This window comes from Kitasatospora sp. MBT63, assembly GCF_000710465.2.
Lineage (GTDB): Bacteria > Actinomycetota > Actinomycetes > Streptomycetales > Streptomycetaceae > Kitasatospora.
The window spans coordinates 1-13,904 of sequence record NZ_JAIZ01000331.1; the positions used below are offsets into that span (position 1 = coordinate 1).

Genomic DNA, 13,904 nt, shown 5'->3' on the forward strand with positions numbered 1-13,904 from the left:
GCGGCGGCGATCTCCGGGTCGAGCGCGTGCAGGGACTGGTGGAGAGGATTCATCGGTGACCTCCCAGGGGCCGGGACACCGGGCGCGGTCAGGAAGCGACCGGCGCGACGGTGACGGGGATCGGAGTGAGCGTGCGGCGGAGCCGACCGAAGAGCTTGGGCCGGTTGACGGCGAGCACGGCGACGTCGTGTCCGTGCCGCCGGTAGACGACCACGAAGGAGCGGCTGTCCAGGTCGCCCTCGACGACCCGGGGCTGATCGTCCGGGCCGACATGACCGGCGAGCTGGATCCGGGTCCGGTACTGGTCCGACCAGAAGTACGGCGGTTGCGCCGGCGCGGCCGACGACCTGCCCGACAGCAGCGTGCGAGCGGCCGTCCTCGGCTGCTCCGTCGCGTTGCTCCAGTGCTCGATGCGGCCGGAGCGGCCGGTGAACGGGTTGGGGCAGCGGGCGACATCGCCCACGGCGACCACGCCGGCGATGTTCGTCGCGCAACCGGCGTCGCACACGACCCCGTCGTCCACTGCGACCCCCGATCCGGCCAGCCAGTCCGTCGCCGGCCGCACCCCGACGCCGACCACGACCACGTCGGCCGGCAGCAGCCGCCCGTCCGTCAGCCGCACACCCGTGACCCGGTCTTCGCCGGTGAGGCCCGCGACGCCGGTGCCGCACAGCAGACGCACCCCGTGCTCCGCGTGGAGCGAGGCACAGGCCAGGCCCATGGCGCGCCCGAGAACCCGTTCCAGCGGCACCTCGGCGGCCTCGACGACGGTGACGTCCAGGCCGAGCGCACGGGCCGTGGAGGCGACCTCGGCGCCGACGAAGCCCGCGCCGACCACGACGACGCAGGGCCGCCCCGCCCGCAGGTCCGCGCGCAGTGCCACCGCGTCGTCCAGGGTGCGCAGCGTGTGGACGCCGGCCAGCCCGGCTGCGCCCGCGATCGTGCGGGGGTGGGCGCCGGTGGCGATCACGACGGCGTCGGCGTGCAGTTCCCGGCCGCCGGTCAGGGTGACGGCGCGGGCCGCGGGCTCCAGCCGGACCGCCCGCTCGCCGAGCAGCCACCGTGCGCCGAGATCCGCGTACTCGTCCGGGCTGCCGAGCGCCAGCGCGTCGGCGTCCAGGTCGCCCCTGAGGAAGGCCTTGGACAGCGGCGGCCGGTCGTACGGCTGGTGGCGTTCCTCGCCGATGACGGTGATCGAGCCGTCGTAGCCCTCGGCGCGGAGCGCGCGGACCGTGTTCAGGCCGGCCAGCGAGCCGCCGACCACGGCGATGGACCTCACGCCGGCTCGCCGACCGTGACGTGGAGGACGACGCATCCGTCCTCCACGGTGACCCGGTGGGTCCGGAGCGGCAGCCTGGCCGGCGGGCACGTGGGCCGGCCGGTGCGGAGGTCGAAGGAGGCCGCGTGCAGGGGGCATTCGACGAAACAGCCCTCCAGCCAGCCGTCGGCGAGCGAGGCGTCCTGGTGGGTGCAGGTGTCGTCGACGGCGTAGAAGGTCCCGTCGGCGTTGAACACGGCGACCGGCGCCGGTACGCCCTCGGTCACCCGGAGCGCTTCGCCGGGCGGCAGTTCGTCGATCCGGCACACCGTGATCATGGGAACCTCCAGCTTCGGATCCTCGAACCCGCTCGGCGTGTATCGTATTACACAACACGATTCGGATTACGCAACATGCTTCCGAGCCGCCAAGGGCTTGTCAAGGGGGCGAATGCCGTCGGCCGGATGATGTGCATAATGTTGCGTTATGAGCAACAGTCTGAACGGCGGGCCCCCCGGGGGGCCGGGCACCTCGCGGCAGACGGAGTCACCTGTGCAGTCCGTCGACCGGGCGGTGACCATCCTGGAGATCCTCGCCCGCCGCGGGGAGACGGGTGTCACCGAACTCGCGGTGGAGCTCGGTGTGCACAAGTCGACGGCCTTCCGCCTCGCCGCCGCCCTGGAGATGCGCGGCCTCGTCGAGCAGCCGGGGGAGCGCGGGAAGTACCGCCTGGGCCTGGGGCTGGTCCGGCTCGCCGGTGCCGCCACGGTCCGGATGGACCTGTCCCAGCAGAGCCGTCCGGTCTGCGAGCGGCTGGCCGTCCAGGTCGCGGAGACCATCAACGTGGCGATCCTCGACGGCGGCGAGGCCGTCAACATCGACCAGGTGTTCGGCCCGTCGGCTCTGACCACGCACAACTGGGTCGGTCAGCGCACGCCGCTGCACGCGACCTCCAGCGGGAAGGTGCTCCTGGCGTACCTGTCCGAGGAGGCGCTGAAGGCGAGGCTGGCCGCCCCCTTGGAGCGCTACACCCCGCGGACCGTGACCGACCCCGGCGCCCTGCTGGCGCAGCTGAAGGAGGCCGTCACGGACGGCTTCGCCTGCTGCATCGAGGAGTTGGAGCCGGGACTCAACGCCGTAGCGGCTCCCGTGTTCGCATCCAACGGGCAGGTGGTGGCGGCGATCAGCGCCTCCGGACCGTCCTTCCGGCTGACCGAGCACCGCATCCCCGAGGTGTCCGCCGCTGTCCGGTCCGCGGCGGACGAGGTCTCGGCCCGACTGGGCCACCTTCGCCCGCAGTGACCGGCCGTGGTGCGGCTTCGGAACGGGGCGCAGGGTGTTTGCGGCGTCCCGTTCCGCCTCCTCGCACGGGTTGACGGAGGGTCAGGCCTCGCCCGCGAGGCCGTCGTCGGCCACCGGTTCGGTGGCTGCGGCGCCCTGCGGCGCGCCGTGGTGGCTCCGGTACCGCAGGTACAGCAGACCGCCGACGGCTGAGATCACCGCGGTGAAGACGACGGCGCCCCACGTGTAGTACCACTGGTCGTCGCCGTAGATGGCGGTTCGCGGCCACGCCAGGTTGACGGTCATGGCCACGCCGTAGACGACGGCCACGACGTTCACGACCACACCCCAGCGGCCCATGGTGAAGAAGGGGCCCTGCTCCTCCCGCGGCCACCGGCCCCGCAGGCGGCGGAGCAGCATCGGGGCGGTGACCAGCAGATAGGGGATGTAGAAGAGGATGATGGCGACCGAGGTGAGGATGTAGAAGACCCGCTGGTTGCCGATGTTGACGAGCAGCAGGGCGATGGTCAGCACGCCGGTGACGACGGCCGGTGCGACCGGGGTACTGGACCTGGGGGAGACCCTGGCCAGGGCGGCGCCGAAGGGGAGTCGCCCGTCGCGGGCCATGGAGAACAGCAGCCGGATGGCGGCGGTCTGCACGGCGAGGCAGCAGACCGTGATGGCGACCGCCGAGCAGACCAGGAAGGCGTCGCCCAGGCCGGTGCCGAGGGTGGACTTGATCAGGTAGGGCATGCCGAGCGTGCCGAGCTCCTTGGCGTCGATGTCGCCGACCGCCATCATGCCGACGAGCATGAGCAGTCCGCCCGCCAGGAAGGCGGCGGTGATGGCGCGGAGGATGGCGCGGGGCGCGTGGCGACGCGGCTCCCTGGTCTCCTCGGCGAGCGAGCCGGCGGTGTCGAAGCCGTAGAAGACGTACGCGCTCATGATCGAGGCCACCAGGAAGGCGCCGAGGTAGCCCCAGGAGTGCCCGTCCCCGGTGCCGGCGGTGTGCAGCACGACCTGCGGTCCGCGCTTGATGTGCACGGCCAGCATGACGATGAGCAGGGTGACGCCGATCAGTTCGACGGCGACGCCGAGGTTGTTGATCTTCGCCATCAGGCGGACGCCCACGATGTTGACGACCGTGGTGAACACGACCAGGCCCAGGGCGAGCAGGATCGCGTTCTTGGCGCCGTTCGCCGTGCTGGTCACGCCGGCGTCGTCGGCGCCGCCGACGATCTGGAAGGCCAGTGAGACCTGCGGAAGGATGATCTGGTACGCGACGGCGACCGCGGCCGCGGTGACGATCGCGCCGATCGTCATGATCCAGCCGGCCATCCACGAGGTGACCGGTCGCGCGATCTGTTTGGACCACTGGTAGACGCCACCGGCCAGCGGGAACTGGCCGGCCATCTCGGCGAAGCAGAGGGCGACGGCCCCCTGGCCGATGAAGACCAGCGGCCAGCTCCAGACGAAGGCCGGGCCGCCGGAGGCGAAGCCGAAGCCGAAGAGCTGGAACACGCCGGTCATGATCGAGATGTAGCTGAAGCCCGCGGCGAAGCTGGAGAAGGAACCGAGGGAGCGTTCCAGTTCCTGCTTGTAGCCGAAGCGTGCGAGGTCGGTGGCGTCGTCGGTGGCCGGTGGCCTGGTGGTTCCGGTGGTTCCCGGGTTGCTCATGGTCGCTCCAGTGGCAGGCAAGGGGACTGGGGGACGTGCTTGCTGTGCGGACCGGGTGGAGTCGGGAGGTGCGGACGTGGGGACCGGGGGAAGGGAACGATGCCGCGTCAGCCGGCGAACCAGTGCTGGGCGGCGGGGGAGACGGTGCGCCAGATGTGCTTGGACTCCTGGTACTCGCGCAGGCCGGACGGGCCGAGTTCGCGACCGGTGCCGGACTGCTTGAACCCGCCCCATTCGGCCTGCGGCACGTAAGGGTGGTAGTCGTTGATCCAGACGGTGCCGAGGCGGAGCCGGGACGCGACCCGCTCGCCGCGGCCGGCGTCCTGCGTCCACACCGCGCCCGCCAGGCCGTACGGGGTGTCGTTGGCCAGGGCCACCACCTCGTCCTCGTCGTCGAAGAGCTCGACGGTCAGGACGGGGCCGAAGACCTCCTCGCGGACCACCGCCATGCCCGCGTGACAGCCGTCGAGGACGGTGGGCCGCAGGAAGAAGCCCGCCTGGAGCTCGGGCTCGGCCGGCCGGCCGCCGCCGGCGCGGAGCACCGCGCCCTCGGCGAGGGCGCCCGCGACGAGGCGTTCGACCTTCCGGCGGTGCTCGGCGGAGATCAGCGGGCCGGTCTCGGTGCCCTTGTCGAGTCCGTCGCCGAGCCGGACGAGGTCGGCGCGGCGGGCGAGCTCGGCGGTGAAGTCGGCGTGCAGGCCGCGGTGCAGCAGCAGCCGTGAGCCGGCCGAGCAGACCTGGCCGGAGTGCAGGAACGCGGCGGTGAGGGCGAAGTCGACCGCCGCGTCGAGGTCGGCGTCGGCGAAGACGATGTTGGGGTTCTTGCCCCCGAGTTCCAGGGCGACCCGCTTGACCGTGTCGGCCGCCGCCCGCATCACCGAGCGGCCGGTGGCCAGGCCGCCGGTGAAGGAGACCAGGTCGACCTCGGGGTGCCGGGCGATCGCGGCGCCGACCTCGCCGCCGCCCAGGACCAGGTTCGCCGTTCCGCCCGGTGCGCCGGCCCGTTCCAACTGCTCCTGGAGCAGCCGGAAGAGACGGATCGTGGTCATCGGCGTGAGCTCGCTGGGCTTGGCCACCACCGTGTTGCCGGCCGCCAGGGCGGGGGCGAGCTTCCAGGAGATCTGCAGCAGCGGGTAGTTCCACGGTGTGATCAGCGCGCAGACGCCCACGGGCTCGTGGACCACCCGGCTGATCGCGTCGGGCCGCCCGGTGTCGATGGTGCGGCCCGCGTCCGTGGTCGTCAGTGCCGCGTAGTAGCGCAGGACGGCGGTGGCGTCGTCGACGTCCATGCGGCTCTCGGTCAGGGTCTTGCCGGTGTCGAGCGTCTCCAGCCGGGCCAGTTCCTCCCGCTGCGCCTGGAGCGCGTCGGCCGTGGCGGTGAGCACCCCGGCGCGACGGGCGGCCGGGGCACGGGCCCAGGAGCCCTCGTCGAAGGCGGACCGGGCGGCGCGCACCGCACGGTCCGCGTCGGCTTCGGAGGCTTCGGCGACCGTTGCCAGCGTCGAGCCGTCGAAGGGATTGACGACCGCTCGCTGTCGGCCGTCCTCGGCCGGCGTCCAGACGCCGTCGATCAGCAGACAGGCCGGGTCGAGGGATGGGGGCACGGGCGCCGCCTTTCTCGTGAGTTGCGCGATACGAGACGCCTGTCCCCATGCGCAACTAGTCGGCGAGTATGGAAGGGCCCCCTACCCCTGTCAAGGGAGGGCGTCCGGACCGTGTGCGGCCGGTGCGGGCGGCGGGTCTTGACAGCTCGTGATGCGGGCCCGAGTCTGTTTCTCATCGCGCAAGCAGGTGCGTAATGTGCAACTCGTACTGTCTGGCTCAGCCCGCCGCAGCCACCTTCCGAGGGGACGGATGCTTTGACAGTTCAACCCAGAGTCGTGATCGTCGGTGCCGGGATCGTCGGCTGCGCGCTGAGCGACGAGCTCACCGCGCGCGGCTGGACCGACGTCACGGTGCTGGACCAGGGCCCCCTGTTCGCCACCGGAGGGTCGAGCTCGCACGCGCCGGGACTGGTCTTCCAGACCAACTCCTCCAAGACCATGACCGAGTTCGCCTCCTACACCGTCCGCAAGTACTCCGCCCTGACCCTCGACGGCCGGTGGTGCTTCCGGCAGCTCGGCGGACTCGAGGTGGCCACCACCCCCGAGCGGCTCGCCGAACTCGACCGCAAGCACGGGCTGGCCACCTCCTGGGGGGTGCCGGGCGCACTGCTCGACCCCGAGCAGTGCGCCGCCCTGCACCCGCTGCTGGACCGAGCCCGGATCCTGGGCGGCTTCCACGTGCCCACCGACGGCCTGGCCAAGGCGGTGCGCGCAGGCGAGGCACAGGCCCGGCGTGCGATCGAGCGGGGTGCGCGGTTCCTGCCGCACCACACCGTCACCGGGATCGAGTCCGCGAACGGCAGGGTCACCGCCGTCGTCACCGACCAGGGCGGCTTCCCCGCCGACGTGGTCGTCTCCTGCGCCGGGTTCTGGGGGCCGAGGATCGGCCGGATGGCAGGCCTCACCGTCCCGCTCGTCCCGATGGCCCACCAGTACGCCACGACCACCCCGGTCCCGGAGCTGGCCGGCCACAACACCGAGGAGCTGGAGGCCTCCAAGCCGATCCTGCGCCACCAGGACCGCGACCTCTACTACCGCGAGCACGGCGACCGCATCGGCATCGGCTCCTACGCCCACCGCCCGATGCCCGTCGACCTCCGGGAGGTGTCCGCCCCCGGTGGGCCCCTGATGCCCTCGGTGCTGCCGTTCACCGGGACGGACTTCGAGCAGCCCTGGGCCGACTCGCAGGAACTGCTGCCCGCGCTCGCCCGGACCGAGGTGGACGAGGGCTTCAACGGCATCTTCTCGTTCACCACCGACGGCTTCCCCCTCCTGGGAGAGGCGCCCGAGCTGCGCGGCTTCTGGGTCGCCGAGGCGGTGTGGGTCACCCACTCCGCGGGTGTGGCGAAGGCGATGGCGCAGTGGCTGGTCGAGGGCACCCCGCGCACCGATCTGCACGAGTGCGATCTCAACCGCTTCGAGCCGGGGCAGCTCGCCCCCGCCTACGTGCACCGGCGCAGCTGCCAGAACTTCGCCGAGGTGTACGACATCATCCACCCGCTGCAGCCGATGGCGGAGCCGCGCCCGCTGCGGGTCGGCCCCTTCCACGCGCGTCAGCGGGAGCTGGGCGCCTTCTTCCTGGAGGCCTCCGGCTGGGAGCGGCCGCACTGGTACGCGGCCAACCGGGATCTGCCCGAGGTCGCCGGCATCCCCGGGCGCGGCGCCTGGGCCTCCCGCTACTGGTCCCCGATCGCGGGTGCCGAGGCCCTGGCCACCCGCGAGCGCGTCGCGATGTACGACATGACGGCGCTCAAACGCCTGGAGGTCACCGGCCCCGGCGCGCAGGCGTTCCTGCAGCGCCTCACGACCAATCAGCTCGAGCGACCGGTCGGCTCCGTCACCTACACCCTGCTGCTGGACGAGACCGGCGGCGTGCGCAGCGACCTCACGGTGGCCCGGCTCGGCCGGGGCCACGGTCTCGGGGAACGCTGGCAGATCGGCGCCAACGGCAACCTCGACCTCGACTGGCTCACCCGCCACCTCCCGCCGGACGGTTCGGTCCAGATCCGCGACATCACCGCCGGCACCTGCTGCATCGGCCTGTGGGGCCCGCTCGCCCGCGACCTGGTCCAGCCGCTCACCGACGCGGACTTCTCGCACGGGGGCTTCGGCTACTTCAAGGCGAAGCAGACGTACCTGGGCTGCGTCCCGGTCACCGCGATGCGGCTGTCCTACGTCGGCGAACTCGGCTGGGAGCTGTACACCACGGCCGACAACGGGCAGAAGCTCTGGGACACCTTGTGGGAGGCCGGTCAGCCGCTCGGCGTCGTCGCCGCCGGACGCAGCGCCTTCAACAGCCTGCGCCTGGAGAAGGGCTACCGCTCCTGGGGCACCGACCTGACCGCCGAGCACAATCCCTACGAGGCCGGGCTCGGCTTCGCCGTGCGCATGGACAAGGGGGACTTCCTCGGCCGCGACGCGCTGCTGGGGATGACCGAGGAGACGGCTCCGCGCAGGCTCGCGTGCCTCCTGTTGGACGATCCACACGCCGTCGTCATGGGCCGGGAACCGGTGTACGTGGACGGCGCTCCCGCGGGATACGTCACCAGCGCCGCATACGGGTACAGCGTCGGCGCCTCCATCGCCTACGCCTGGCTCCCGCGCGCCGCCGCAGCTCCCGGCCGGAGGGTGGAGGTGGAGTACTTCGGCCGGCGGCTGCCCGCCACCGTCACCGAGGAGCCGCTGTTCGACCCGAAGATGACCCGCATCCGCCGCTGACCCGGCGCGGCGCCCGCTCCGGTCGTGCGTTCCCCTGACGAAAGGCCTGCCGCTGTGACCACCGAGCTCCCGCCGAGCCTGATCCCCACTCTCCCGGGCTCCTCCTACACCGACCCGCAGATCTTCGCGCTGGAACAGGAGAAGATCTTCGAGCGGATGTGGTACTGCGCCGTACGCGCCAGCGACCTGGACAAGCCCGGCAGCTTCCGGACCGTGCAGGTCGGCCGGGAGAGCGTGCTGATCACCCGGTCCCGGGACGAGAGCGTCAAGGCGTTCCTCAACATCTGCCGCCACCGCGGCGCGCGGCTGTGCACCGAGGAGGAGGGCGAGGTCAGGCGCAGCTTCCGATGCCCCTACCACGCCTGGACCTACGGCCTGGACGGCCGGCTCGTCGCCGCACCCAACCTCACCAGCATGCCGGACGTCGACCGCACCACCTACGGCCTGGTCCCGGTGCACGTGCGCGAGTGGCTCGGCTACGTGTGGGTGTGCCTTGCCGACGAGCCGCCGTCCTTCGAGGCAGACGTGATCGGCGCGGCGACCGAGCGCCTGGGCACTCCCGAGGCGGTCGAGCGCTACCAGGCCGAGGGGCTCGCCGTCGGCCGCCGGATCCGCTACGAGGTGAAGGCCAACTGGAAGCTGATCGTCGAGAACTTCATGGAGTGCTACCACTGCGCCACCATCCACCCCGAACTGACCGAGGTGCTACCGGAGTTCGCCGGCGGCTACGCGGCGCAGTACTACGTCGGCCACGGCGCCGAGTTCGCCGAGGACGCCGAGGGCTTCACCGTCGACGGAAGTGCGGGCATGGACCGGATCCCGACCGTCTCCGCGGACCAGGACCGCAAGTACTACGCGATCACGGTCAAGCCGCAGGTGTTCATCAACCTGGTGCCCGACCACGTCATCGTGCACCGGATGTTCCCGCTCGCCGCCGACCACACCGTGGTGGAGTGCGACTGGCTCTTCGTCAGGGACGTGGTCGAGGCCGGCCGCGACACGTCCCGCTCGGTGGAGCTGTTCCACCGCGTCAACGTCCAGGACTTCGACGCCTGCGAGCGCTGCCAGCCCGCCATGGACTCGCGCGCCTACCGGACCGGCGGTGTGCTGGTGCCGAGCGAGCACCACATCGGCGCGTTCCACACCTGGGTCACCGACCGGCTCCGCGGGTGACAGCACCACGCGTGTCCCCACCGTCCCCTCCACCCGGCAGAAGGTTGTGCTCCATGGCTCAGCAGGTCAGAGGTGTCGTCGCCGCAGGCAGGGGCGAGGCGGTCAGGATCGAGACGGTGACCGTGCCCGACCCGGGCCCCGGTGAGGCGGTGGTCAAGGTCGAGGCCTGCGGCGTCTGCCACACCGACCTGCACTACCGGGACGGCGGGATCAGCGACGAGTTCCCCTTCCTGCTGGGCCACGAGGCCGCCGGGACCGTGGAGTCCGTGGGCGAGGGGGTGACCGAGGTCGCGCCCGGCGACTTCGTCATCCTGAACTGGCGTGCGGTGTGCGGACAGTGCCGCTCCTGCAGGCGCGGCCGCCCCTGGTACTGCTTCGACACCCGCAACGCCGGGCAGCGGATGACCCTGGCGGACGGCACCGAACTCACGCCGGCGCTCGGCATCGGCGCCTTCGCGGAGAAGACCCTCGTCGCGGCGGGCCAGTGCACCAAGGTCGACCCCGCCGCCTCGCCCCTCGCCGCCGGACTGCTCGGCTGCGGCGTCATGGCCGGCCTCGGCGCCGCCGTCAACACCGGCGGGGTCTCCCGGGGGGACAGCGTCGCCGTCATCGGCTGCGGCGGAGTCGGCCACGCCGCCGTCATGGGCTCCCGGCTGGCAGGGGCCGCCCGGACCATCGCCGTCGACCTCGACGACCGCAAGCTCACCACCGCGCGCAGGCTCGGCGCCACCCACACCGTCAACTCCCGTGAGCGCGACGCCGTGGCAGCCATCCGCGAGCTCACCGGCGGCAGCGGCGCCGACGTCGTCATCGAGGCCGTCGGCCGCCCGGAGACCTACCGGCAGGCCTTCCACGCGCGCGACCTCGCCGGCACCGTCGTCCTGGTCGGCGTGCCCACCAGCGAGATGACCCTGGAACTGCCGCTGCTGGATGTCTTCGGCCGGGGCGGCGCGCTCAAGTCCTCCTGGTACGGCGACTGCCTGCCCTCGCGGGACTTCCCCATGCTGATCGACCTCTACCTCCAGGGGCGCCTGGACCTCGATGCCTTCGTCACCGAGACCATCCCGCCGACCGACGTCGAGGCCGCCTTCGCCCGCATGCACAACGGCGATGTGCTGCGCTCGGTGGTGGTCTTCTGACGAGCACGGCGCCCCGCCCGGGGTGAGGCCCGCCGGCCGGCGCCCAGTGGCCGACGGCGTGAACGCCGGTCAGGCCGGCGCGATCGGTGGCTGCGCGGCGAGCGCCGCCACCAGCGCGGGCCGTGAGGTCACCACCAGCGGGTGCCCGAGACGGCCGGCCTCGGCCCTGGGCAGGTTGCGGACGTCCTCGCCGGCGTCGACGTTCCCGAGACCGCCGGCCAGGAGGAAGCGCCGGCCGAGGGTGAGCGGGTGCGGAGTCTCACCATGTGGGCGATCGGGTGACATTCGGGCCGCGGACCGGGGGAGTGGGCATAGGCTGACCGGTGCAGCTGGTTCGCCCCGTCCGCCAGGCGGGGTGTCGTAAGAGGGAACCCGGTGGGAATCCGGGACTGCCCCGCAGCGGTGAGTGGGAACGACCGCCGTCATACGCACTGGGCCCGGGAGGGTCTGGGAAGCGACGGCCAGTAGGTGCCCGCCCTTCACAGGGTGGGTGTGCCCGCGAGTCCGAAGACCTGCCCGCTGCCCGCCCGCGATCGATCCGCGGGCGGCCACCCGGTGACCTCGAGGGCGGGTCGGCGACCACAACAGGCGGAGCAGGCACGCGTGCGCGCGGGCCGCCGCCCTGTTCGTCATCCCTTCGCGCTCCCGTCCCGTCCCCGGGTACCTGAGGACACAGACTCGCGAAGGAGAGTCCCTTGACAGCGAAGTCCGCAGCCGCGGCCACCCGCGCCACCGTGTACGGCTACCCCCGCCAGGGCCGGGACCGGGAACTCAAGAAGGCCGTCGAGGGCTACTGGAAGGGCACCGTCACCGCCGACGCCCTCCGGGACACCGCGGCCGGCCTGCGCCGGGCGAACTGGGAGCAGCTCGCCGACGCGGGCGTACGGGAGGTCCCCACCGGCGACTTCTCGCTCTACGACCACGTGCTGGACACCACCCTCGCCGTCGGCGCGATCCCGGCCCGCCACCGCGCGGCGGTCGACGCCGACCCGCTGGACGGCTACTTCGCCATGGCGCGCGGCACCCAGGACGTCGCGCCCCTGGAGATGACCAAGTGGTTCGACACCAACTACCACTACCTGGTGCCCGAACTCGGGCCCGACACCGCCTTCACCGCCGACTCCGCCAAGGCCGTCGCGGAGCTGGGCGAGGCGCTCGCCGCCGGCCACGACGCCCGCCCGGTGCTGGTCGGCCCGGTCACCTACCTGCTGCTCGCCAAGCCCGCCCCCGGCGTCGCCGCCGACTTCCTGCCGATCACCCTGCTCGACCGGCTGCTGCCCGTCTACGCCGAGCTGCTGGCCGACCTGCGCGCCGCCGGCGCCGAGCGGGTGCAACTGGACGAGCCCGCGCTGGTGCAGGACCGCACCCCGGCCGAACTGAACGCCGCCGCCCGCGCCTACCGCGAGCTCGGAGCCCGCACCGACCGGCCGAAGCTGCTGGTCGCCAGCTACTTCGACCGCCTCGGCGAGGCCCTGCCGGTGCTGGCCAAGGCCCCGGTCGAAGGCCTGGCACTGGACTTCACCGGACCGGCCGCCGGCAACCTGGACGACCTCGCCGCGGTCGGCGGACTGCCCGGCAAGCGCCTGGTCGCGGGCGTGGTGGACGGCCGCAACGTCTGGATCAACGACCTGGAGAAGTCACTCGCCACCCTGGCCACCCTGCTCGGCCTCGCCGGCACCGTCGACGTCGCCACGTCCTGCTCGCTGCTGCACGTCCCGCTGGACGCCGACGCCGAGCGCGACATCGACCCGCAGATCCTGCGCTGGCTCGCCTTCGCCGAGCAGAAGGCGCAGGAGGTCGCGCTGCTGGCCCGCGGCCTGCGCGAGGGCACCGGCGCGATCACCGCCGACCTGGCCGCGAACCGGGCCGACCTCGCCTCCCGCGCCACCTCCCCGATCACCCGTGACCCGGCGGTCCGCGCCCGCGCCGCCGCCACCACCGCCGAGGACGCCCGCCGCGCCCAGGCCTACCCGGAGCGCACCGCGGCCCAGCGCGCCCGGCTCGGACTGCCGCTGCTGCCGACCACCACCATCGGCTCCTTCCCGCAGACCTCCGAACTGCGCCGCGCCCGGGCCGACCTGACGGCCGGCCGGATCGACGCCGGCGCCTACCGGGAGCGGATGGAGGCCGAGGTCCGCGAGGTGATCGCCTTCCAGGAGCAGGCCGGCCTGGACGTCCTGGTGCACGGCGAGCCCGAGCGCAACGACATGGTCCAGTACTTCGCCGAACAGCTCACCGGCTACCTCGCCACCCGGCAGGGCTGGGTGCAGTCCTACGGCACCCGGTACGTACGGCCGCCGGTGCTGGCCGGAGACATCTCCCGCCCGCACCCCATGACGGTCGACTGGTTCCGCTACGCGCAGAGCCTCACCGACCGTCCGGTCAAGGGCATGCTCACCGGCCCGGTCACCATGCTCGCCTGGTCCTTCGTCCGCGACGACCAGCCGCTCGCCGACACCGCCCGCCAGGTCGCCCTCGCCCTGCGCGACGAGGTGAACGACCTGGAGGCCGCGGGGGCGGCCGTCGTTCAGGTCGACGAGCCCGCCCTGCGCGAGACACTGCCGCTGCGCGCCGCGGACCGCCCGGCCTACCTCGACTGGGCCACCGGGTCGTTCCGCCTGGCCACTTCCGGGGTGCGGGCCGACACCCAGATCCACACCCACATGTGCTACGCCGAGTTCGGCGCGATCATGACCGCGATCGACGAGCTCGACGCGGACGTGATCTCGCTCGAGGCCACCCGTTCGCACATGGAGGTCGCCGGAGAGCTGGCCCGGGCCGGCTACCCGCGCGAGGTCGGCCCCGGCGTCTGGGACATCCACTCCCCGCGGGTGCCCGGCACCGACGAGGCCCTCGAGCTGCTGCGGGCCGGGCTCGCCGCGATCCCCGCCGAGCGGCTGTGGGTCAACCCCGACTGCGGCCTGAAGACCCGCGGTTGGACCGAGACCCGGGCCTCGCTGGACAGCCTGGTCGGCGCCGCCCGCAAGCTGCGGGAGGAACTCGCCGGCTGACGGCCGGCGGGGACCGCCGGGGCGGGCGCGGAAGGTGTTCGGC

The 13,904-nt window shown here is 72.6% G+C and carries 10 protein-coding genes and 1 riboswitch; of the genes, 5 read left to right on the forward strand and 5 right to left on the reverse strand.

What is annotated here, in order from left to right; all coding sequences use genetic code 11:
- Positions 1–88: 88 nt before the first annotated feature.
- Positions 89–1,279: an NAD(P)/FAD-dependent oxidoreductase gene (locus AA75_RS19785; protein ID WP_033821450.1), complete on the reverse strand. Its 1,191-nt coding sequence runs from the start codon at positions 1,277–1,279 to the stop codon at positions 89–91.
- Entirely contained in the window at positions 1,276–1,596 is a 321-nt protein-coding gene (locus tag AA75_RS19790) for a bifunctional 3-phenylpropionate/cinnamic acid dioxygenase ferredoxin subunit (RefSeq protein ID WP_033821451.1), read from the reverse strand. The genes AA75_RS19785 and AA75_RS19790 overlap by 4 nt, the downstream gene beginning before the upstream one ends.
- A 214-nt stretch (positions 1,597–1,810) precedes the next feature.
- Between AA75_RS19790 and AA75_RS19795 the strand changes: the two genes are divergently transcribed.
- Positions 1,811–2,560 (forward strand): IclR family transcriptional regulator, encoded by a 750-nt coding sequence (locus AA75_RS19795; RefSeq protein WP_033821452.1) that lies wholly within the window; start codon positions 1,811–1,813, stop codon positions 2,558–2,560.
- A gap of 81 nt (positions 2,561–2,641) precedes the next feature.
- Here AA75_RS19795 and AA75_RS19800 read toward each other — a convergent pair whose 3' ends face one another.
- Positions 2,642–4,216 (reverse strand): APC family permease, encoded by a 1,575-nt coding sequence (locus tag AA75_RS19800; RefSeq protein ID WP_051812824.1) that lies wholly within the window; start codon positions 4,214–4,216, stop codon positions 2,642–2,644.
- A gap of 107 nt (positions 4,217–4,323) precedes the next feature.
- A complete protein-coding gene (locus AA75_RS19805; protein WP_233289099.1) occupies positions 4,324–5,820 on the reverse strand; it encodes an aldehyde dehydrogenase family protein in 1,497 nt (498 codons plus the stop codon).
- A 255-nt stretch (positions 5,821–6,075) separates the two neighbouring features.
- On the opposite strand from AA75_RS19805, the gene AA75_RS19810 reads away from it, so the two are divergent.
- From AA75_RS19810 to AA75_RS19820, 3 genes are read left to right on the forward strand one after another with little or no spacing between them, the layout of a single operon-like run.
- Entirely contained in the window at positions 6,076–8,538 is a 2,463-nt protein-coding gene (locus tag AA75_RS19810; RefSeq protein WP_033821453.1) for an FAD-dependent oxidoreductase, read from the forward strand.
- 54 nt (positions 8,539–8,592) lie between these two features.
- On the forward strand, positions 8,593–9,711 hold the full coding sequence (locus tag AA75_RS19815; protein WP_033821454.1) for an aromatic ring-hydroxylating dioxygenase subunit alpha: 1,119 nt from the start codon (positions 8,593–8,595) through the stop codon (positions 9,709–9,711).
- A 53-nt stretch (positions 9,712–9,764) separates the two neighbouring features.
- On the forward strand, positions 9,765–10,850 hold the full coding sequence (locus AA75_RS19820; protein ID WP_033821455.1) for an S-(hydroxymethyl)mycothiol dehydrogenase: 1,086 nt from the start codon (positions 9,765–9,767) through the stop codon (positions 10,848–10,850).
- Positions 10,851–10,919: 69 nt separating this feature from the next.
- On the opposite strand, the gene AA75_RS19825 is transcribed toward AA75_RS19820, so the two are convergent.
- On the reverse strand, positions 10,920–11,135 hold the full coding sequence (locus tag AA75_RS19825; protein WP_033821456.1) for a hypothetical protein: 216 nt from the start codon (positions 11,133–11,135) through the stop codon (positions 10,920–10,922).
- 76 nt (positions 11,136–11,211) lie between these two features.
- Positions 11,212–11,364: riboswitch (cobalamin riboswitch) on the forward strand.
- A gap of 181 nt (positions 11,365–11,545) precedes the next feature.
- Between AA75_RS19825 and metE the strand changes: the two genes are divergently transcribed.
- A complete protein-coding gene (gene metE, locus AA75_RS19830; protein ID WP_033821457.1) occupies positions 11,546–13,861 on the forward strand; it encodes a 5-methyltetrahydropteroyltriglutamate--homocysteine S-methyltransferase in 2,316 nt (771 codons plus the stop codon).
- The last annotated feature ends 43 nt before the right edge of the window (positions 13,862–13,904 follow it).